This is a genomic window from Gluconobacter sp. Dm-74 (assembly GCF_018256135.1).
Lineage (GTDB): Bacteria > Pseudomonadota > Alphaproteobacteria > Acetobacterales > Acetobacteraceae > Gluconobacter > Gluconobacter cadivus.
In genome coordinates this window covers 199,900-221,007 of sequence record NZ_JAERLX010000006.1, presented here as the reverse complement: position 1 = coordinate 221,007, position 21,108 = coordinate 199,900, and the positions used below count along the sequence as shown (strand labels likewise).

Below are 21,108 nucleotides of genomic sequence, written 5' to 3'. Positions count from 1 at the left end.
GGCAAAAAAAGCCCCCGCCCCCAAGCCGAAACAAAGCTGATCTCTTGGCCGGAGAAGGGTTTGACAGATCCGTGATTGCGAAATCGTACATTTTCGCAATCCCTCCCGCGTCCGTGACTGGTTTCCGTCCGGCAGACTGGATATGGTGCCATCAGTGATTTTTAAGAGAAAACTGACATCATACCGCAGCCGTCAGGATCGGCCCCGACAGGTCTGGTGTCTTTTGCTGGACAGACCGGAACCATGACCCGACAGTACGATCGCCGCAAAGTAACCCTCAAGGACGTGGCAGCACAGGTCGGGGTTTCCCACACAACGGTCTCCAACGCCTATATCCGCCCCGGCCAGCTATCGGCCGCCCTGCGCGAGAAGATCCTCGCCGCTGCGCAGGAACTTGGATATACCGGCCCCGATCCGGCCGCCAAACAACTTGCCACCGGCCGCGCGGGCGCTCTGGGCTTCCTGTTCAGCGAAGACCTGCCCTACGCCTTCACCGACCCCGCAATCCTGAGCGTTCTCAACGGTGTCGCCCGGTCCTGTGACGATCTGGAAACCGATCTCGCCCTGATTTCCGCGGGCAGCAATCTGCGCAACCGCACCGCACCCGTCTCGCTCGGCAACGCCGCAGTGGACGGTTATATCCTCTATTCCGTCGCTCCCGACAGCCGCTGTGTCCTCATGGCCCAGCAGCGCAATGTTCCGCTCGTCGTGGTGGACCAGCCCCGCCTCGATGGCGTGCCGTATGTCGGGATCGACGATCGCGGCTCCGCGTATCGCGCCGCCAAAACCCTTCTTGAACTCGGACACCGGCATTTCGGCATTCTGTCACTCAAAACAGCCCATGACGGCTATTTCGGTCCTCTGACGGCAAAACGACGCGCCAATATCGCTCACAGCACCATCGCCATGCGCCTTGAAGGCTATCTTCTGGCGCTGCAAGAAGCGAAAATCGCTCCCGAAGACGTCCCGGCATGGGAAATCCCCATCAATTCCGAAGATATGGGAGCGGAAGGCGTCCGCCATCTGCTGAACCGCGCCCAGCGCCCGACCGCGATCCTCGCCATGAGCGACCGCGTCGCCATCGGTGCCATGCAGACCATCCGTGCGCTGGGCCTGAACATCCCGCAGGACGTCTCAATCTTCGGCTTCGACGACATCCCTGCCGCCGAAGGCGCCGATCTGAGCACGATCCGCCAGCCTCACGAACGCAAGGGAACGGAAGCCGTACGCCTGCTGAGTGCGGCCAGCGGCAGCGAGAACGTCATCCTCGACACCGAACTGGTTCTGCGCGGCAGCATCGGCCCCGCCGCGCCCTGACCAGACGGCGGCGTTTCAGTTCCGAAGTGCGGCGGGCAGGTCGCTGAAAGATCCGATCCGCAGATCCGGGTCCAGTGCCGCGCACTGAGTGGCCGATCCGTGGCCGTAACTGGCCCAGCAGGAGGCGATCCCGGCATTGCGGGCGAACTGAAGGTCGGCCACGGTATCGCCCACCATCAAAAAGTCCGAGCGCTGCTGCTTCGGAAACAGCGGCACAATGCGCTCATCCATCACGCGCGCATCAGGCTTGTGCGGAAAATGCGGTTCGGACGCCACAACGCCCGAGAAGAACGGCGTCAGGCCAAAGCGCGCGATGCTCGCACACACGGTTGGCGCGTGTTTGTTGCTGAGAATGGCGAGGATGGTGCCCTGCTCTTTCAGCGCCGCCAGCGTGTCCACCACCCCGTCGAACAGAACCGTCTCTTCCTCGTCCGCCGCCGGATAGAACGCCCGGTAATGACGTACGAACGCCGCCGCATCCTGCTCGTCGCTTTTGGGAACGATCGCCTGAAACAGCGTCTGGAGCGTGCCGCCCCGCGTCAGTTCCTGTTTGAGCGCGTCCGATGTGGGCGCGGAAACGCCCACGGCATCGAACGCCTCTGTCAGGCTGCGAAGAATGGCCGGCTGCGTTTCCGCCAGCGTGCCATCATAATCGAGGAGGAGGATCGGAAAACGTGTCATGCTCCCCTTTTCCCCCGCCGCGCGCCGGAAATCCACCCCCAGAGGCGCAGATCCGAAACGCTTATCGCCCCCCTGCCGCAAGAAGTGCTTTGATCCCCGGCAGGATCGCAATCAGCAATCCTCCCGGCGGTTGCGGGGCATGGGCGGAGGCCAGCATACTGGCCGAATTCTCAAACGCCGCGTCCTGATCCTGAAGCAGACGGGCCGCATCCATCCGCCATGCCGAGCCACTCCGCCCGTTCAGAACATTCAGCCCGGCGCGGGACAGCTGCCCTACGGCGTGCGAGACGGGCACCACGGCTTCAAGCGCCGGAATTCCTTTCGCACTTGTCACGAACGCCGCGTCATTATCGGCCCAGCGCTGAAGCATCTGCCGCAGCGGGCCTGCCAGAGCCGTCTCGCCCTGCGCATAACGCTCCGCCATCGCATTGAACTGGGTCGCCACAAACGAATCAGGCTCCGCGACTGCCACAGGTGCCGACAGCATGGCCTCTCCGGTGGGGGCTGCAAGATGGTTGAGCGCATAATTGCGGACAGGAACCGTCACATCCGTCAGCACTGCCAGAGGCTCTGAACGTCCTGGCGCCATGGCTTCACGCATGGCATGACGATGCTGCGTGGCCTGCAATCCCGTCGCTTCAAGCTCCGTCATCACGACCGGCAAACGGCGCTCCAGATCAGGAACATCCCGCACGTCCTGCGCGGACCAAAACCGCTCGGCCAGTGCCGCCATCCGGGGCCAGAGCCGCGAGTCCAGCATCGGTTCGGACACCATTTCCGCCCAAAGCGTCCCTTCCGCCCCCAGCACCAGCTTTTTCTGTGCGTCATCCAGCGGCGGGGCGTTCACGTCCAGTTCAAACGGCACGGAGAACTCGGGATGTTTGGGCGGGAACTTCGCCAGCTGCTCGGGCGTGATGCCGTCCGCCCGCGTATCGAACGGATCGACCGCATAATGCGTGGCGGCAGGACGCAGCAGATCGAGATAATATCCCGCCGACACCACGACCGGATGCCCGGCGCGCGTGGCCGATCCCGTCCATTTCGACGCACGCCACGGCTCGACAACCACATTTTTCGGGATCGGGGCCTCGCTGACCTCGTCCCATCCCATCATCACATGTCCCTGCGCGGCAATCATGGCCGCGACCTGCCCCGTGAAAGCAGCCTGAAGCGCTTCGGCGGTTTCGTAGCCATGCGCCTTCATATAGGCCGCAATCGCCGGATTTTTCGTCCACTGGGAGGACACGACTTCATCGCCACCCGCATGAATATAACGGTCCGGAAAAAGGCGACCCATCTCGCCATACAGAACCCGCACAAAGCGCAGCGTCTGCGGATTGGTCGGGTCGAGGGCAGCGTTATTAAGGTTCAGCCCCTTGGTGCTCATGTCCGGCAAAGGCTGCGCCGCCAGTTCCGGATAGGCGCGCACGATGGCCAGCGCATGCCCCGGAACGTCGAATTCCGGCACAACACGAATACCGCGATCAGCCGCATAGGACACAACCTCGCGGATCTGCGCCTGCGTATAATACTGCTCCGGGGCGGTCATGGCCTGAAGCTGCGGATATGTCCGGCTTTCGACCCGAAAGGCCGTTCCGTCACTCAGATGCCAGTGCAACACGTTGAGCTTGACCAGTTCCATCGCATCAAGCTGACGCTCCACGGTCTCGACCGTATCGAAATGCCGCGACACGTCCAGCAGCAGACCGCGCCACGCAAACCGGGGCGCATCCTCGATATGGATCCGCTCGACAACCGCACCATCCGGCGTGGCGCGGACAAGCTGAAGCAGCGTCGCCAGACCGTGAATCACACCCGCCGGACCATCCGCCTCCAGCCGCGCGCCCTTGGCCGCCGTCGTGAGCGCGTAACGCTCCTTTTCATCCACACTCAGGTAAGCCCGGTCCGGCCCGGCGGACACATGCAGCACATACGGATCACCCTGCCCCGCAGGCCCGGCGATGGCGGCAAGACGCGTCGTAAACCGTGCAGCCGCCCGTTGCAGCAGGGGCGAGGGGCGTGTGTCCCACACGATCTGCACCCCGCCACCGATCGGCGCCACACCATTGGGCACCGAAACGCTCTGCGGAACGGGCAGCAGACTCTCTTCCGCCCGCGCCGCGCCGGCAGAAATCCCCGCCAGAACGCTTCCCGCAAGAAGCAGCCCCACTGCGCCACGAACCCTGCGGCGAACGATCCGGCCGCGTTGTGAAGCTGTCTGCGTCATCTGAAGCTGTCCCTGAGTATGAATTTCAGTGCGTATCGGGCGCAGGAGGACGCGCATCGAGCATCAGCTCCGCATCCCCGGCAGACAGCGCAATACCATAGAACGTGTGATAGAAAGAACGGATAGACCGGATCATCGCAGGCCGGTCCACCTGTCCGGTCTGAACGATCTGCCGCGACCACAGAACCTGAAGCAGAAGCTCCGGCCCATAACGGTCCCACGGAAACAACCCGGTCGGATTGCGATAGACGCGCCCGGACTGTACGGCCTTGATCTTCGACCAGACCGGGTCCTGCGTCAGCGTCGCCGGATCGCCCGCATTCGCGCCAATAATGACGATATCCGGGTTCCAGGACAGGACCTGTTCGATCGAAACGGGCTGTTTGTTCCCATGAATGCCCTGTGCGGCATTCCGCCCACCCGCACTACGGATCCACTGATCAATGATGCTGGCGTCACCATCGACCCTGAGCGGCTTGAGGGATTCCACATGCAGCACAAGCGGCCCCTGCGGATTGGTTGGAGCCTGCGAGACAGCCTGAAGAAACGCCAGACGATAGGCCTGCGCCCGCTTTGTCGCCAGTGGCGTCTGAAGCAGAGTCGCGGTTCCGTCCACGCAGTCGAGCATCGAATCAAACCGGTCGAACCCTTCAGGCACCACGTTCAGTCCGGCCCGCGTCAGGGCATCGGCGGAATGGCCCGAAGCCGTCACGAACACCAGATCGGGATGCAGCGCCAGAAGCTCTTCCGCATTCAGATTGCCGGGGTCCAGCGTCTCGGCTCTGGACAGCGACGGCACCAGCTTGAACATCCAGGGCAACATCGCCGGGCGCGCCACGGTTCCCACGATCTGGTTCTGCGCCCCCAGCATAATGAGCATCGCATTATGCGCGTACCAGCCTTCCACAATCCGGGTGGGAGGGGCCGCGTAGGCGGTCGGCCCCGGCAGCGCAACCGCACCCATCAAAGCCGTCCCCAGAAATGTCAGGGCCGAAAACCGCTTCAGGGTCCGTGACAATGTCAGTCCCAATGTCATTTCTCGTTCCTTTCCTGATGGAAAAAGCGGTTTCCGGCATGATCCATCTGCATCAGAGGCACCCCGTAAAGCGCCGACATCCGTTGTGCCGTCACGACATCCTGCGGCGGCCCGTCCGCTTCGATCCGACCATGATCCAGAACCAGAACCCGGCTGGCACGCGCATAAAGCTCTTCCGGTCGATGCGAGGTGAGCATAACAAGCCGCCCCTCCCGCGCAAGTTCCGCCAGCAACGCCATCAGACGCAGCTGATACCCGTAATCCAGCCCCGTCATCGGCTCATCCAGCAACAGGCCCCGTGCATCCTGCGCAATGGCCCGTGCCAGAACGACCCGCTGACGCTCACCGCCGGACAGTTCCGTAACGGGTCGATCGGCAAAGCGCTCCAGCCCCATCCGCTCCAGCGCCGCCGCCACGGCCATCTGGTCCTGCGGAGACAAACGCCCCATCAGGCCGGAATGCGGCACCCGTCCCAACTCCACCATCCGCCGCACCGTATAAGGAAACGTCGCCACATGGCTTTGCGGCACGTACGCCAGATGCCGCGCAATGGCAGAGGCAGGCCACGCCCGCAAAGACCGCCCCTGAAGAAAGACTTCTCCCGTCGAAGGTGCGAGAAAGCCCATCAGAAGCCGCAGCAGCGTACTCTTACCAGCACCGTTCAGCCCCAGAAGCCCGACCAGTTCGCCTTCCCGCAACGAAAGATCGATATCCTCCAACACAAACCCGGCCTGCCGCGGCTGGCGGAAACCAAGATTGCGACACGACAGTAATGTCATGCCATCCCACCCCGCAGGCGCCGCAGAACCAGTACGAAAGCCAGAGCGCCGAACAGTTGCGTGACGATCCCAAGCGGAACCTCGCCCGTCGTCAGACTGCGCGCGCAGGTATCGGCCAGCACCAGCCCACCGGCTCCCAGCAGCGCCGTCACCGGCATCATGTTCCGGTGCTCCGCCCCGACGAGCAGGCGTGCCACATGGGGGACCAGAAGTCCGATCCAACCGATAATGCCCGCCATCGAAATCGTCATGGCACAGGCCAGCGTTGCCAGAACAATGAGTGCCGGACGCATCACCCGCACGGAAACACCCAGACTGTGCGCCTCGTCATCCCCCAAAGACAGCACGTCCAGAACAGGCGCGCACAGAACAAGCGCCATCGTCACAACAATAAGCGGGCCAGACACCCACGCCAGTTCGTGCCATCCGCTCGGCGCCAGACTGCCCAGAAGCCAGTCCACAATGGCCGGAAGCTGATCCATCGGATCGGCCAGATATTTTACCAAAGACAGCAAAGCCGTGAAAATCGCATTCCCGATCAGCCCCCCCAGAAGCAGGGCCAAAACCCCGCCCCCCGGCAAGGTTCTGCTAATCAGCAACCCACACCCAACCGCCAGCAACCCGCCCCCGAACGCGCCCATCTGCACCACAAACGCCGATCCGCCACTGACGATCGCAAGCGCCGCCCCAAACGCCGCACCACTCAGCACACCCAGCAGATCCGGCGAAACCAGCGGGTTCCGGAACACCGCCTGATAGGTCGCGCCGCCACAGGACAATGCGCTTCCGACCAAGAGCGCCGCCAGAATACGCGGCAACCGCGCCTGCATCACCACGACCTGTGCAAGCGGGTCAACTCCGGCAGACAGATGCAGCAAATGCCCGAACACGCCCAACACCCGCAGCGGTGACAGCGGATAACGCCCCAGACAAAGCGCGCACAACACGCTCAGAACCACGCCTGCCAGAGCAAGGGAACGGATCAGGGCAGGACGGACGAAAATGGCAAACCCTCTCGGCAGAACAGCAGACGAAACCTGCCGCAGGAAAACCATAAGCCAAGCCTTCCCGCGCCACCAGAACCCCTTGCGCGACGACGTCAGGGCCTGAGCCACGCCCATAACCTGCATTTAAAGTGCATCAGAAGCATAAGATTTTTTGGCACTCGGTGCCATAATAATGGTCATAAAATAGACTTGCTTCCAAAGGACATGTAACAGGATTTCAAACAATCTCCCCAGTATCGTCTGTTATCATCAGTGAGATCCCTGACAGGGAATACTGCAATCCGGACTGAAACAGTCCCGCTTTTACGCTGAAATGACCGAAAACCTGTGTTATTTTCATGACTCTGATTGCATTTATTTTAGGAAACGCACGGTTTTGAGATAGCGCAATCTTCCCTTTCATGGTCCGGTGCCTTAGGTTGCACGCAACAGCCGCCTTTTGTGGCAAATGATTTCAATCCTTCCGGGACAGTCCAACCATGCTCAAACGGATAGCTGCCGCTGTCATTGGCCTTGGTGCCGTGGGAGGCATCGGCTTTCTTGCCTATGCCTGGTACCCCGCCATCGCCCCGATCCCCCGGCCCGCCGCATCGTCGTTCTCCGCTGACGCCATCAGCCGTGGCGCCATCGTCGCGAATGGCGGCTATTGTGCGGAATGTCATACCCGCGTGGATGGCACCCCCGGCCCTGAACTGGCCGGCGACTTCAAAATGGCCACGCCGTTCGGCGATATCTTCTCGTCCAACATCACTCCGGACGAGCAGTGGGGAATCGGCAACTGGTCTCTGGCCGCGTTCAAGCGCGCCATGAACAAAGGCATCGCCCGCGACGGCTCCCAGCTCTATCCGGCGTTCCCGTTCGATCACTTCACCAAGGTCAACGATCAGGACGTCTCGGACCTCTACGCCTATCTGATGACGCGCCCGGCCATTCATCTCAAGCCGCGCGACAACACGGTTCCGTTCCCGATCAACATCCGCCTGATCGGTCAGGGCTTCTGGAAGCTGCTGTTCTTCACGCCGGGCCGCTACCAGAACGACCCCAAGCATGATGCCCAGTGGAACCGCGGCGCCTATCTCGCCGAAGGTAACGAACACTGCGGCGCCTGCCACACGCCGCGTAATCTTCTCGGCGCCGAGAAGATGAGCAAGGTCTATGATGGCGCAGTCATCGACGGCTGGATCGCGCCGCCCCTGAACGACCATAACCCGACGCCGGTCGTCTGGACCGAAGACGAACTGTTCCAGTATCTGCGCTTTGGCGTGGCTCCGCTACACGGTTCGGCCGCAGGCCCGATGTCCCCTGTGCCGCATCGCTTCCTGTCGAAAATCCCCGAGGAAGACGTACGCGCCATCGCTCATTATTATGCAGATGTGGACAAGGCCGCACAGCGCAGCGGCGGCGATCAGGCCGCGATTGCCCGCGCCATGCACATGTCCGGCATCAACCTGACCGGCCCGCTGACGCAGGATGCCGATGCCCGTCTGTATCAGGCCGCCTGTGGCGCCTGCCACTACAACTCCGGCCCGAACCCCGTGCTCGGCCGCCCGGAACTGGCCCTGAACAACGCGCTGTGGCTGGATGAGCCGAACAACCTCTATCAGGTCATGCTGCATGGCATCACCGCAGAGGAAGGTCAGGATCACATCTCGATGCCGAGCTTCTATTCCGGCCTGTCCGATCATGACATGGCCCGCATCGCCGCGTATCTGCGTCGCACACGCACCACGCTTCCCCCCTGGACGGATCTGGAAAAGAAGGCCGCCAACGCGCGCGCCACGCTTGAAGCTCCGCCCATCACCGCTTCGCACTGATCCGGGCAGGACTGGGAATACAGGACATGACCACGAAATTTGAACTCAACGGACAGCCCGTTACGGTCGACGCCCCGGCAGACACCCCCCTGCTCTGGGTCATCCGTGACGACCTGAACATGACCGGCACCAAGTTCGGCTGCGGCATCGGCGAATGCGGTGCCTGCACCGTCCATGTCGGCGGCCGCGCCACACGCTCCTGCATCACGCCGCTTTCCGCCGTGGAAGGCGCTTCGATCACCACGATCGAAGGGCTGGACCCGGAAGGCAATCACGTCGTGCAGGTCGCCTGGCGGGATCAGCAGGTGCCGCAGTGCGGCTACTGCCAGTCCGGTCAGATCATGCAGGCCGCAAGCCTCCTGAAGGACTACCCGAACCCGACGGACGATCAGATCGACGGCGTGATGGGCGGCAGCCTCTGTCGCTGCATGACCTATATCCGCATTCGCAAGGCCATCAAGGAAGCTGCTTCCAAGCAGCAGGAAGGCGCCAACAATGGCTAAAATCGAACAGATTGCGAAAAAGAGCGACGCCGCGCGCCTCTCCCGCCGCAACTTCCTGATGACGGCCGCTGGCGGTGGACTGATGTTCGGCTTCGCCCGCAAGGCGGGTGCCGCCGTAACGCTGCCCTCCCCGATGCCGCCGGAAGCTGCGTTCGAGCCGAACATCTGGTGCGCCATCGCCCCTGACGGCGCAATCAACGTCAACATCGTGCGCGCCGAAATGGGCCAGCATGTCGGCACCGCGCTCGCCCGCATCATCGCGGACGAAATGGATGCGAGCTGGGACAAGATCAAGATCACCGAGGTCGACACCGCGCCCAAATGGGCCGGGAAATACGTCACCGGTGGGTCCTGGTCCGTCTGGGATACATGGGACACCTTCCGTCAGGCCGGTGCCGCAGCCCGCAGCGTGATGCTTGAAGAAGGCGCCAAGCTGCTCGGGACGACGCCGGAACGCTGCACCGTCAGCGAAAGCGTTGTTTCTGCTGGCGGCAAGAGCGTATCCTTCGGCGACATCGTGGCCCGCGCCAAGCCGACCCGGACCTTCACACCCGAAGACATGGCGAAGCTGCCGCTCAAGCCGGTCGCGGACCGCCGCCTCATCAGCAAGCCGGTTCCGGCGCTCGACATCCCGGACAAAACGACCGGCAAGGCCATTTACGGCATCGACGTCAAACTGGACGGCATGCTGTATGGCCGCCCGAAAATGCCGCCGACACGCTATGCCTCGAAGGTCGTCTCCGTGGACGACAGCGCCGCGAAGAAAATTCCCGGCTATGAGCGTTATGTGGTTCTGGACGACCCGTCCGGAATCGTTCCGGGCTGGGTCGTGGCGCTGGCCAAGACCTATCCCGCCGCGATCCGCGCCGCCGACGCCCTGAAAGTACAGTGGAATCCCGGCCCGACGATCCATGTCTCCGAAGCGGACATCATCGAACATGGCCGCAAGCTGACGCTCAATCCGAAGAACGGCGCCTGCGTCTTCAACGACAAGGGCGTGGACGAAGCGCTTGCGATCCATCCCAATCAGGTCTTCGAACGCAGCTATACCTGCGCATCCGTCGCGCATTACCAGCTTGAGCCGGTCAATGCCGTGGCGCGTCATATCGACGGCATGTGGGAAGTTCATACCGGCAACCAGTGGCAGTCCCTCATTCTGCCGCAGCTCGCCAAGTCCCTTCAGGTTCCCGAAGAGCAGGTCGTCATGCGGACCTACATGCTCGGCGGTGGCTTCGGACGGCGTCTGAACGGCGATTACTGCATCCCGGCCGCGCTGGCCTCCAAGGCCATCGGTGGCGCGCCGGTCAAGCTGATCCTGACACGCTCCGACGACATGGAGCTGGACTCCATCCGCTCCCCGTCCTTTCAGAACATCAAGGTCGCGCTCGACAACGATCGCAAAAAGATCACGACCATGGACTATGTCGCGGTCGCGGGCTGGCCAACGCAGGTGATGGCTCCGGCCTTCCTCGCCACGGCTGAAGACGGGAAAAAATACGATCCGTTCGCCATCGCAGGGGCGGATCACTGGTACGACACGGGCCCGACGCGCGTCCGCGCCGTCAGCAACGATCTTGCCAACGCCACATTCCGTCCCGGCTGGCTGCGTTCAGTCAGCGCTGGCTGGACGCCCTGGGCGCTGGAATGCTTCCTCGATGAGGTCGCTCATTCCACAAAGCAGGACCCGCTGGAATTCCGTCTGTCCATGTTCACGGCGCAGGGCCGTAACGCCGGTCAGGCTCCGAACTCCGTAGGCGGCGCCAAGCGTCAGGCCGCCGTGCTCCAGCGCCTGGCCGACAAGATCGGTTACGGCAAAGCACAACTTCCCGACGATACGGCCATCGGCATTGCTACCAGCTTCGGTCAGGAACGCGGCATGCCAACCTGGACGGCCGGTGCGGCGCAGGTTCATGTCGATCGCAAGACGGGCGTCGTCACCTGCCAGAAGCTCTGGCTTGTGCTGGATGCCGGAATTATCGTTGATCCGGGCGGTGCACTTGCCCAGACCGAAGGCGCGGCACTCTGGGGCCTCAGCATGGCGATGTTCGAGGGCACCGAGATCGTCGATGGCACGATCAAGGATCGCAACCTCAACACCTACACCCCGCTGCGTCTCCCAGACGTACCGGAGATGGACATCGAGTTCGTCCAGAACACCGAAAAGCCCACGGGCCTCGGTGAGCCGGGTGTTACGGTGATCGCGCCTGCCATTGGCAATGCGATCTTCAACGCCGTTGGCGTCCGCCTGCGGCATCTGCCGATGCGTCCAGCCGATGTGCGCCGCGAACTGCAACAGCACCCACGCTGAGCCGTCAGCCAATCAGGAAAAGGCCGTAGCCCCAGCCGGGACTGCGGCCTTTTTCATACAGGACCACAGGCCCGAACCCGTCATCCGGGCAGGAGGGTCTTGCCAAGCCCCCCGAAAGTCGTGACAGACTGCAGTGTTCTGGACCCAATAGGCCCCGAACGATGCGCCGCCGGGAAAAGGACAAACTGTGAGCTGGTTTTACGAAGACCATGGCACCCGGAAGGGACCGGTGTCCGCAGACGGCATGAAAGCCCTCGTTAGCGAAGGTATCATCGGGCATTCCACCCTGTGCTGGACCGAGGATTTCGGCGGTGAATGGCACCCGGCCGGAAGCTGCGTCTTCTGGCCTCCGCAACCCGAAGGCGTCCCTCCGGCCCTACCGGCCAGCCTGATCTCGAACCGCTGGCTATGGCTCAGTCTGGTTGGACCGTTTTTTGGCAGCATGGCGGTCAGTGTCCTTCAGGGTTTCGGACTCATCCCTGATTTCGCCAGCAATTTTGCATCCATGATCGTGAGCATCGGCATTTTCTACATGGCTCTCGTCATGGACCGTCGCAGCCTGCTCGCTGCCGGTTTTCGCCCCGGCACGATCCTGTGGATCCTGCTGCCACCGCTTTATTTCTGGCGCCGTATCCAAATTGTCGGACACGGCATGCTGCTCTTTTTCCTGTCGGTTCTGGTATTTCTGTGCGAATTCGTTCCCGCGCTCACCACGGGGTGGCACATCTTCCCGGATGTCGGCCTGTCGGATTACGTCTCCCGCCGCTACTACGAACTGTAAACCCTCAGCAGTACCGGCGGTAAAAAGCCTCGACACTGCTGGCCGCCGTGGCGATCCGGTAACGGGACATATCCCACTGACGCGGCGCCGCAGCTTCAAGACGCCGCAACCCGGCCGTAAGTGCTTCCAGACAGTCAGACGGCAGCAAACATTCCGGTGCATCTGCCAGAATATCCTTCACTCCACCCGCCGCCGTCGCACAAACCGGCAATCCGGCTTCCATGGCTTCCAGCAGCACCAGCCCGAACGGTTCGTGACGTGAGGGCACGACGAACGCATCGAACGCGGCCAGAAGATCAGGCATGTCCGTGCGGTAGCCGGTGAAAAGAATGTCTGCCCGGCCCTGCGCCGCTTTTTGCAGCGCACACCGCTCCGGGCCATCCCCGACCAGAACAAGCCGGGTCTCGGGTCTGAGACCGGCCTGTTTCCACGCCTTTATCAGAAGCTGGAAATTCTTTTCCTCAACCATTCGACCGGCTGCACCGATCACGACCCCGCCCTCAGGAATCCGCCATTCAAGCCGCATCCGCTCCCGCAAAGCCGCCCGACATGCCGCCGTGGAGTGGGGAGGAACCGTCCAGTTGGGGATCAGCGCACATGCTTCGCGCTGTCGTTCCGGCAGAACATCGCGCTGCCAGGACGCGATACAGACCAGCCCGTCATGCGTGCCATAGCTGCGGCCGCGATAGGAGGTGTGTAACGTGGCAACAACAGGCACCGAGCCCGCAAGCCCCGCCCGGCGCAGCCAGCTCGCCCGGGCAGAGGCCCGCCCGAGATGGGTATGAACAATATCGTGCCGCCCGCTGCGTAGCTCCGCAGCCAATGCGGGCAGATAACCCGCACGCCCCGCCCGCACGATTTTCACGTCAGGACACAGAAAACCCTGAATATCCCCGCCCGTGCGTGCATCGGTCGTCCTGCGTTCCAGAAGCAGCGTGACGTCATGGCTCCGCGCCTGAATGGCGGAGAGTTCCGCAAGATGTCGCTCCGTTCCCGCAAATTCCCGGGTCGAGAGACAATGCAGAATTCGCAGTCGGGATGTCACGCGCGTGTTCCTTGATGGGCGTGGCGAAGAAACCGGATATCAGGAGTTCACCGGCCCCCGGCCGTGCCCCAGACGCCTTCAATGACCCGACCACTACGGCTGGACATGCGCTGGAACGGCGGACGCGGCTGGCAGGCCACCAGATAAAGACCAATCGTAAAGAGAAGCTGGGAAATCGTCGTCAGCTGCGTCACCAGCCAGATGAAATCGGGCGCGCCCAGCCCCCGGAAAAGCTGGTACCCCAGAAAGGCCAGAGATAGCAGCCGCATGGCCCGGAGCAGCGGACGCAGCGGATTGAGCATACCAGGCCGAACCATGGGCGCAGAACGCCTCATGCCCAGAAAGAACGCCAGACTGACGCACCAGATCAGCGTGCTGTCGATCATGTTGCCCAGACTGGCCCCGAACAGCAGCATCGGCAGCAAAAGAGAAAGCCCCTCCAGCATCAACGCCCCAAGCTGACAGCTCAGGCCGAGATGGAGCGGCGTCAGACGCGCTGGAAGACGATCCGCCAGAGGCTGGAACAGCCGGTCGAGCAGCCAGTCATCCACTTGGGCAATGCGTTCAGGTAAAGTCATCACACATACTTTATCCGCCTCTCCGCTCTGCTGCACATAATTTTTTCTTCATCCGGCCGTCAGATACAGCGCTTCAGACACGGGTTACACATGGTGGACAGAAACCGACGCAACAGCTTTACTCTTTTGTGAAGATACGTTTCTCCTCAGGAAAGTTCTGAACCGATGTCCGCACTCTCCCGTCTCTCCCGCCTGTCGCTGCTGGCAGCCACCATGCTTGCCCCTCCGGTTCTGGCGGGCGCGCATGCCGCACCTGAAGCGGCACCAGTGGCGAGTGCCGCTCCGGCGACGGTCACGCGGGCAACGCTCTCAAACGGATTGCGGGTGATCGTGGTGCGCGACACACTCGCCCCGGTCGTGCAGACCATGCTGAATTACGAGACTGGCTCCGTAAATGCACCGAAGGGCTTTCCCGGCACGGCCCATGCGCTCGAACACATGATGTTCAACGGTTCAAAAACTCTCGCGCGCGACCAGCTTTCCACCATCAGCGCGCAGCTCGGCAACAACGACAACGCCGACACGACCTCGGACGTCACGCAATATTATTTCAAGGCCCCCGCCAGCGATCTGGACGTTCTGCTGAAAATCGAGGCCGGACGGATGCGCGGCCTGAACATTACCGAAGCCGAATGGGCGCATGAGAAAGGCGCGATCGAACAGGAAGTCTCGCGCGATCTCTCCAGCCCGATCTACCGCTACCTCTCACAGATCCGCGCCGCCCTGTACGCGGGCACACCCTATGAACACGACGCCCTCGGCACGCGCCCGTCCTTTGACGCGACCACTGCTCCGCTGCTGAAAAAATTCTATGACACATGGTACACGCCCAACAACGCCGTTCTGGTCATCACCGGCGACGTGGACCCGCAGGAAACGCTGAAAAAAGTCGAGGCCGCTTTCGGCAGCATTCCGTCCAACACTCTTCCCGAACGCGGCACCGTCTCCCCGACCCCGGCCAAGGCCCAGAGCATTTCCCTCGACACCGACCTGCCGATTGGTCTCGTGACGATGGCATGGCGGATGCCGGGACAGCGCGACCCCGATTATGCGGCCACAACCCTGCTCGCAGACGCCATCAGCAGCCAGCGCGCCGCCCTGTTCGCCCTCGTGCCTGAAGGCAAGGCACTTGATACGGGCTTTATGTATGACCCCGATGCGCAGGCCGGGCTGGGCGTCGTGTATGCCGGCTTCCCCAAGGGGGCCAATCCCGACGGACTGCGGACGGCCGTTGCGGCCATCATGGAAAATTTCCGCACGCACGGCATTCCGGCCGAACTGATCGAAGCCGCCCGCCGCAAGGAAATCGCAGCGCTTGAGTTCAACGCCAACAGCATTTCCGGCCTCGCCGAAAGCTGGTCGCAGGCCGTTGCGATCCAACACCTCAACGATCCGCAGGACATGCTCGCCGCTTTCCGCAGCGTTACGAAAGAACAGGTCGACGCGCTGGCGAAAAAACTGCTCGATCCGGCCCATGCCATCAGCGCGACCCTGACACCGAGCGCTTCGGGCAAACCTGTGGGCCAGAAGGGCTTCGGCGGTGCGGAATCCTTCAATACCCCCCCTGCGGGCAAAGTCGCCCTGCCGGACTGGGCGCAGCAGGCTCTTGCCCGTCTGACGATCCCTGCCGCAGCCCCTCTGCCCACGACATACACGCTGCCCAACGGACTGCATCTTCTCGTCCAGCCCGAACATGTCAGCCATACGGTCGAACTGATCGGCAGCATCCGCCAGAACGCGGATCTCGAACAGCCTGCCGGTCAGGACGGTGTAGCAGGCGTCACGCAGCAGATGTTCCTCTACGGCAGCAAAACGCATGACCGTCTGGCCCTCGCCCGCGCGCTCGATGACCTTTCAGCAGACGAAGAAGCCGGTCCGTCCTTCTCGCTGAGCACGCTGACGCCGAACTTCGAGAAGGGCCTCGCCCTGCTGGCCGATCACGAGCTGAACCCGGCTTTCCCTGAAAAAGCGTTCCGCGTCACCCAGATGCAGGCCGCGCAGGCACAGGCCGGTGAACTTCAGTCGCCCGGCTATCGCTTTGGCCGCGCCGCCCGCAAGGCGCTCGTCCCCCCGCAGGACCCCACCTTGCGTGAAACCACGCCTGCCACGATCAGCAAGCTCACACTGGCGGACGTTCAGGCCTATTATGCCCACACCTATCGCCCCGACCTGACCACCATCGTCATCGTCGGCGACATCACCCCCGAGGCCGCGAAGGCGGACGTCGAAAAGGCGTTCGGCGGCTGGAAGGCCACAGGACCCAAGCCTGACGTCGATCTGCCCGCAATCCCCCTCAGCCGCGCCTCTCAGGCCGTGGTCGCGGATCCGGGCCGTTCGCAGGACGAAGTCAAACTCGTCGAGACCATCGGCATGAAAGTAACCGACCCGGATCGTCACGCCCTTGCCGTTGGCAACACGATCCTCGGAGACGGGTTCTCCTCGCGCCTGATGCAGGATCTGCGCGTCAAGACGGGCTATGTTTACGGCGCCGGAAGCGGTTTCAATTATTCCCGCACCCGTAGCGGCTTCGGCATTACGTTCGGCGCTGATCCCGACAAGGTCAGCAAGGCCCGCGCACTTGCCGTGAAGGATGTCGAAAACATGCGGACCACCCCCGTCTCACAGGAAAGCCTCGACCTCGCCAAGGCCACCCTTCTGCGCAGCCAGCCCATGTCCCGCGCCAGCTTCAGCGCCCTGGCCGGAAGCTATCTGTCCCTGATCGCGCTGGACCTGCCGCTCGACAGTCAAGCCAAGGCCGCGCAGGCCATCTATGACATGACCCCGCAGCAGGTGCAGGCTGCTTTCCGCAAATGGGTCCGCCCGACCGATCTCGCCCAGATCGTCATGGGCCCACAGCCGAACTGAACCGGCTTTCAAACACAAAAGGCCGCGGAAGCAGTTCCGCGGCCTTTTTTATGAGGGTCGTCCTGAAGGAGGATCAGTCGATCAAGCCCTCGTCTTTCAGAACACGCAGCGCATACTGAATGCGGTGCCGGTACAGATGCTCAGCCTGCGTCCGCGCCTGCGCCTTGCGCGCCATCTTCACACGCAGTTCGTTGTTGTTGAGATAGGTCGCAACCAGTCGTTCGAAATCAACACGGTTCGAGAAAACCGGAATTTCATCAGCCGAATAATAACGACGGATTTCATGGGTGTCTTCATGGAACACCTGAAACGCCCCGGCCAGCGCAGCCTCGAAGGTCCGCGGCCCCGGCGTGGAAGGCGCAATGATGAATCGCTTGTTCTCAAAGCTCAGCGAGCGCCCCAGATTCAATACCAGCTTGGACCGGCGATACAGCTCGACAAGCTGAGACTTCTCGATCCGGGCATCGGAGAACCCGATCCCCAGTTCCCCCCAGCCCGGCCCAACGATCTTGATGTTCAGATCCCGCAATGCTGGCAGAAGATTGCGGACGATATCCTTGCGATTGGTGAACGCAACACCACAGAACAGAACGTCGATCGTCTTTTCCGCATGATCTTCGATTTCGCCGTAATGCAGCTTCGGACTCGCCGCCAGCGGCAGATGGAACACCCTCTCGCGCTGGTAGAAATTATGGCCCCAGCGATCACAGGAGAAAATCACATCGAAATCGTCGGCAATGCGATAGTTCGCATCCTGCTCATAGGGGTCTTCGGTCGCCCAGAAGACCGTGACGGCGCCGATCTTCTTCGCCTCTCGGCAAACCTCACCGAAATAGGTGCTTTCAGGAAGATAGGAGCCGATGGCAAAGACGATCGTCGGCTTGAGGAACCGGATGGAGCTGGCTGCGGCCGAGATATGAACGGCCGTGACATTTTCCTCGCCAAAACAGTCCGCCCAGCCATCCATGATGGACTCGCGGATCTGCGTGTTGGCCTGACTTTCATACCGCCCACCGCTACAGACGAGCACCCGGCCGGTCATGCCGGCTGGTGCGCTATCCGTCACGCTGACGTTTTCGACGTCCACGACCGTATCATTCACTGCGTCCATAACCTTCCTGCTCTCCCCAAACTTCTAAAACCGGTCGTATCCGGTCCGTCATGCCATGCAGTTCTGAACAATCTCAGACAGTGTCTGTCGGAAATCGGCCGGAGAACAGTCCCGCTCGACAGCCGCAAGGGCCCCGCTGCGCAGAGTCTCCCACAGTTTTCCGTCCCGATAAAGCCGTTCCACAGCCGCCGCGAAAGCCTGCGGATCATCCGCCGGAGCTGCCAGAATCTCGACACCCTCAGCCCAGCCAAGCTGCTGCTGAAGCAACGTCGTCACAACCTGCGGCAGACCATAAGACGCTGCTTCATGAACCTTGAAGGGAATACCCCCAGCAAACCGCGTCGGCGCGACAAAAACCCTGTGCCGATCGAACAGCTCCCGCGGATCCCCGACAGGCCCCACGATCTCGACCCGGCTGTTGGTCGAAAAGACCGTCATATCCACATCCGGCCCGACAAAACCCGCAATCGTAAAATGGACATCCGGCGGCAAAACCCTGTCCAAAAGAGGCAGAACGCTCTCCACGAACCAGACAAGACTGTCATGGTTGGGGGCACCCTCGTCATGAATCGCGCCAAAGAACAGGATGTTGTGACGGTTCTCGAACGGGGCGGGGGTCGGCTGGGGGCTCAGCTCATGTCCAAGTACCGAGACATTCACACAACCCGCGCGGCGCGCCAGTGCGGCATCATGGGTCGTCACCGTCAGGACCTTCTGACAGAAACGGGCACAGTCCAGTTCCTGCTGAAGCATCTCGTCGAAACTGATCTCCGGAGCCGGAAGGCCCAGAATCCGTATCCGCTCCAGCGTCCGCGGCGTGGCAATCACCTCCGTATCCAGAACTGGTCCGGCGACCGGAAGATAGCGGCTTGATTCATTGAGCAGCGGCAGAAGGCGTTCCAGATTATGCGTGCGGCCGATCCAGACCAGATCGTAATATCCCACACGTTCCTGAATAAAATCGGCAAAGCTGGAAAAATTACGGTCGACGATCAGTTCCACCGTTTCGGGAAAATCCCCGAACAGGTCGATAGATGTCTGATCCCGCAGCAGAACGGGGAAAACCGTAACCTGATACCCAAGAGCCGTCATCTCGCGGATGATGTCGTTGGAGCGGACATACCCCGACCCCAGACGACGCAGCGGCAGACGATCCTCGATGAAAAGAATTCTCCTGCGCTGGCTGACGCGATGTTCACGGCCAAGCACGGCATTGCGGATATGGGCGGGCTGCTGATGCCGCAGGAAATCCTGTTGCAGACGCGCAAAGGTTTTCAGGTTACCGCGGATTAGGGCATGGGAGCCGGCCGCACCTGAACTTCCGAATTCCAGATGCTCGATGACCACGCTCGGATCATAGACAATCCTCTTCCCGGCCTTGAGAATCCGCACACACAGATCCGCATCCTCAAAATAAGCAGGCATGTAACGCGGATCATATCCGCCAAGACGACGCAGCAGTGCAGTCCGCACCATTAAAAAAGCGGCTGAACAATAATCCACGTCCCGGACAAAATTGGCGCTCGTCAGGTTTGGGTCGTCCTCACGCAGATAGCCGTAAGTCGCTCCGTCCCGCCAGATGATCGATCCGGCTTCCTGAAGACGCATGTTTGTCCGGATCAGTTTGCCGCCGACAGCCCCGATATCAGGTTGCCCATGAAACCGCTTCAGGGCATGCAGAATGGCATCGGGATAAAGGCGGATATCGTTGTTCAGATACAATGTAAGCGGCGCTTCCGCTTTTTCCAGCGCAAGATTACAGCCCTGAAGATATCCGATATTGTGCCGATAACGCAGGATCGTGGCGCCGCGCACCATCCGGCCGATATGCCGCGTCTGGTCATGAGAACCGGAGTCCACGAGGATGAGTTGAATATTTCCGCCATAGTTGGCACGCAGGGATGCTAGGGCCTGTGCCGTCAGGGCGATCCGGTCATAAACCACCATCAGCACACTGACTTCGGGCACGCCATGAACGGTGAAATCCAGCGGATGGCGGACTAGTGACGGCAGGATGGCTTCGGCCTCACGTTCGAACAGCGTCCGGGACTGTTCCTCTGGAATGGCGGAAACAGCCGCAAGAGCCGCCATCCGTCCCTCGCCCAGACCCGTGCGCCCCGCCACAAGATGGGCAAACGCGCTGTCATACAGACGATTGCGCACATCGTTGCGGACCTGCGTCTGCGACATATGGGCCGCAAGATCCACGCCTGCCTGCGGAATACGGCCTTCCTGCGCACCGTAACGGACGAAATGATCATAACCGTTACGAAAAAAACCATGCTCCAGCGAAGGAAGAATGTCGGGATGGGCCGAAGCGTAGAACTGTTCGGAAAAGAACTCCTGAGGATCGAAAAGCCGGGGCGTTTCGTTCGTGAGGTAATGATGCAGGGCACTCGAATAATGTCCGGCAGCGATCTCCTGACGGACTTCTGGATAGCGCGTCAGATACCAGACCGGATCAAAATACCAGGAAACGCGTCCGGCATCGGCAACATGTGCCGGCAGACCAAGCCAGGAGCCGAACAGGCCAATCCGGCTGTCGAAATGATCCGGAAATGTCAGCGCCAGTTCCCGGCAGAGTTCATCATCGAAGAAATGATGCCCCCGGTAGTAATGACTTTCGCCGATCTCAAGAAAATGGTCGTAGCCGTTGAGAAAGCCGTTTTCGGTCAGAAAACGCTGTGTCAGCTCCGGATAGCGGCGGCGATAGCCCGGTTCATCGAACAGCCAGTGCGGCGCGTGGGTTTTGTAACCCGTCGCGATATAGTGCTCAAACCCTGACGCCCACTCTTCACGGATGAGACCCTGACGCACATCCTTGTGGGTCTCGCGATACCACACCTCGTCAAAATACCGATTGGGGGAATGTCCGTAACGCTGGCCCGTCTGCAGATAGAACTCATACGGGCCCTCCTGCCCCTCTTCCCGCATCCAATCCCGAACCTCGGGATAGCGCAACAGATACCACTGCGCATCAAAGCGGGACCATCTAGGGATACGCTTCTCTGACAGTGGCGCTGCAACACTTTCAGACATCAGGGGCAAGCCTCCCG

At 61.5% G+C, this 21,108-nt stretch carries 15 protein-coding genes; 6 read left to right on the top strand and 9 right to left on the bottom strand.

What is annotated here, in order from left to right; genetic code table 11:
* Window positions 1-243 precede the first annotated feature (243 nt).
* Window positions 244-1,317 (top strand): LacI family DNA-binding transcriptional regulator, encoded by a 1,074-nt coding sequence (locus tag JK208_RS10705; protein ID WP_099286334.1) that lies wholly within the window; start codon window positions 244-246, stop codon window positions 1,315-1,317.
* A 15-nt stretch (window positions 1,318-1,332) separates the two neighbouring features.
* Here JK208_RS10705 and JK208_RS10700 read toward each other — a convergent pair whose 3' ends face one another.
* The 5 genes from JK208_RS10700 to JK208_RS10680 all read right to left on the bottom strand — a co-directional run bounded on the left by JK208_RS10700 (window position 1,333) and on the right by JK208_RS10680 (window position 7,170).
* Window positions 1,333-1,998 carry an HAD family hydrolase gene (locus tag JK208_RS10700; RefSeq protein ID WP_211576135.1) on the bottom strand — a complete coding sequence of 222 codons (666 nt, stop codon included), beginning with the start codon at window positions 1,996-1,998 and terminating at the stop codon, window positions 1,333-1,335.
* Between the two features lie 61 nt (window positions 1,999-2,059).
* Window positions 2,060-4,225 (bottom strand): family 20 glycosylhydrolase, encoded by a 2,166-nt coding sequence (locus tag JK208_RS10695; RefSeq protein WP_211576134.1) that lies wholly within the window; start codon window positions 4,223-4,225, stop codon window positions 2,060-2,062.
* Window positions 4,226-4,250: 25 nt separating this feature from the next.
* Window positions 4,251-5,261, bottom strand: a complete 1,011-nt coding sequence (locus JK208_RS10690) for an ABC transporter substrate-binding protein (protein WP_249202097.1) — start codon at window positions 5,259-5,261, stop codon at window positions 4,251-4,253.
* Window positions 5,258-6,040, bottom strand: a complete 783-nt coding sequence (locus JK208_RS10685; protein ID WP_211576133.1) for an ABC transporter ATP-binding protein — start codon at window positions 6,038-6,040, stop codon at window positions 5,258-5,260. The genes JK208_RS10690 and JK208_RS10685 overlap by 4 nt, the downstream gene beginning before the upstream one ends.
* Window positions 6,037-7,170 carry an iron ABC transporter permease gene (locus JK208_RS10680; protein WP_249202096.1) on the bottom strand — a complete coding sequence of 378 codons (1,134 nt, stop codon included), beginning with the start codon at window positions 7,168-7,170 and terminating at the stop codon, window positions 6,037-6,039. Before JK208_RS10680 ends, JK208_RS10685 begins: the two co-directional genes overlap by 4 nt.
* 356 nt (window positions 7,171-7,526) lie before the next feature.
* Here JK208_RS10680 and JK208_RS10675 point away from each other — a divergent pair, with 356 nt between their 5' ends.
* From JK208_RS10675 to JK208_RS10660, 4 genes are all read left to right on the top strand, one after another.
* On the top strand, window positions 7,527-8,861 hold the full coding sequence (locus JK208_RS10675) for a cytochrome c (RefSeq protein ID WP_211576132.1): 1,335 nt from the start codon (window positions 7,527-7,529) through the stop codon (window positions 8,859-8,861).
* Between the two features lie 26 nt (window positions 8,862-8,887).
* A complete protein-coding gene (locus JK208_RS10670; RefSeq protein ID WP_062031771.1) occupies window positions 8,888-9,364 on the top strand; it encodes a (2Fe-2S)-binding protein in 477 nt (158 codons plus the stop codon).
* Entirely contained in the window at window positions 9,357-11,672 is a 2,316-nt protein-coding gene (locus tag JK208_RS10665) for a xanthine dehydrogenase family protein molybdopterin-binding subunit (RefSeq protein WP_211576131.1), read from the top strand. Before JK208_RS10670 ends, JK208_RS10665 begins: the two co-directional genes overlap by 8 nt.
* A gap of 187 nt (window positions 11,673-11,859) precedes the next feature.
* Complete coding sequence (locus JK208_RS10660; protein ID WP_211576130.1) at window positions 11,860-12,453, top strand: DUF4339 domain-containing protein; 594 nt, start codon at window positions 11,860-11,862, stop codon at window positions 12,451-12,453.
* A gap of 4 nt (window positions 12,454-12,457) precedes the next feature.
* On the opposite strand, the gene JK208_RS10655 is transcribed toward JK208_RS10660, so the two are convergent.
* Together JK208_RS10655 and JK208_RS10650 are read right to left on the bottom strand one after the other, a co-directional pair.
* A complete protein-coding gene (locus JK208_RS10655) occupies window positions 12,458-13,498 on the bottom strand; it encodes a glycosyltransferase (RefSeq protein WP_211576129.1) in 1,041 nt (346 codons plus the stop codon).
* A gap of 47 nt (window positions 13,499-13,545) precedes the next feature.
* On the bottom strand, window positions 13,546-14,076 hold the full coding sequence (locus JK208_RS10650; RefSeq protein ID WP_211576128.1) for a hypothetical protein: 531 nt from the start codon (window positions 14,074-14,076) through the stop codon (window positions 13,546-13,548).
* A gap of 165 nt (window positions 14,077-14,241) precedes the next feature.
* Between JK208_RS10650 and JK208_RS10645 the strand changes: the two genes are divergently transcribed.
* A complete protein-coding gene (locus tag JK208_RS10645) occupies window positions 14,242-16,941 on the top strand; it encodes a pitrilysin family protein (RefSeq protein ID WP_211576127.1) in 2,700 nt (899 codons plus the stop codon).
* A 73-nt stretch (window positions 16,942-17,014) separates the two neighbouring features.
* On the opposite strand, the gene JK208_RS10640 is transcribed toward JK208_RS10645, so the two are convergent.
* Both JK208_RS10640 and JK208_RS10635 read right to left on the bottom strand, forming a co-directional pair.
* Entirely contained in the window at window positions 17,015-17,983 is a 969-nt protein-coding gene (locus JK208_RS10640; RefSeq protein WP_194267690.1) for a glycosyltransferase, read from the bottom strand.
* A gap of 117 nt (window positions 17,984-18,100) precedes the next feature.
* Window positions 18,101-21,091 (bottom strand): glycosyltransferase, encoded by a 2,991-nt coding sequence (locus tag JK208_RS10635; RefSeq protein WP_211576126.1) that lies wholly within the window; start codon window positions 21,089-21,091, stop codon window positions 18,101-18,103.
* Window positions 21,092-21,108 lie beyond the last annotated feature (17 nt).

What these genes read in the sequence shown, in the direction of transcription:
- JK208_RS10665 (WP_211576131.1), top strand. Translation starts at nt 9,357, where the DNA reads ATGGCTAAAATCGAACAGATTGCGAAAAAGAGCGACGCCGCGCGCCTC.
- JK208_RS10685 (WP_211576133.1), bottom strand. Translation starts at nt 6,040, where the DNA reads ATGACATTACTGTCGTGTCGCAATCTTGGTTTCCGCCAGCCGCGGCAG.
- JK208_RS10635 (WP_211576126.1), bottom strand. Translation starts at nt 21,091, where the DNA reads ATGTCTGAAAGTGTTGCAGCGCCACTGTCAGAGAAGCGTATCCCTAGA.
- JK208_RS10705 (WP_099286334.1), top strand. Translation starts at nt 244, where the DNA reads ATGACCCGACAGTACGATCGCCGCAAAGTAACCCTCAAGGACGTGGCA.
- JK208_RS10700 (WP_211576135.1), bottom strand. Translation starts at nt 1,998, where the DNA reads ATGACACGTTTTCCGATCCTCCTCCTCGATTATGATGGCACGCTGGCG.
- JK208_RS10680 (WP_249202096.1), bottom strand. Translation starts at nt 7,170, where the DNA reads ATGCAGGTTATGGGCGTGGCTCAGGCCCTGACGTCGTCGCGCAAGGGG.
- JK208_RS10695 (WP_211576134.1), bottom strand. Translation starts at nt 4,225, where the DNA reads ATGACGCAGACAGCTTCACAACGCGGCCGGATCGTTCGCCGCAGGGTT.
- JK208_RS10675 (WP_211576132.1), top strand. Translation starts at nt 7,527, where the DNA reads ATGCTCAAACGGATAGCTGCCGCTGTCATTGGCCTTGGTGCCGTGGGA.
- JK208_RS10650 (WP_211576128.1), bottom strand. Translation starts at nt 14,076, where the DNA reads ATGACTTTACCTGAACGCATTGCCCAAGTGGATGACTGGCTGCTCGAC.
- JK208_RS10670 (WP_062031771.1), top strand. Translation starts at nt 8,888, where the DNA reads ATGACCACGAAATTTGAACTCAACGGACAGCCCGTTACGGTCGACGCC.
- JK208_RS10645 (WP_211576127.1), top strand. Translation starts at nt 14,242, where the DNA reads ATGTCCGCACTCTCCCGTCTCTCCCGCCTGTCGCTGCTGGCAGCCACC.
- JK208_RS10690 (WP_249202097.1), bottom strand. Translation starts at nt 5,261, where the DNA reads ATGACATTGGGACTGACATTGTCACGGACCCTGAAGCGGTTTTCGGCC.
- JK208_RS10640 (WP_194267690.1), bottom strand. Translation starts at nt 17,983, where the DNA reads ATGACCGGCCGGGTGCTCGTCTGTAGCGGTGGGCGGTATGAAAGTCAG.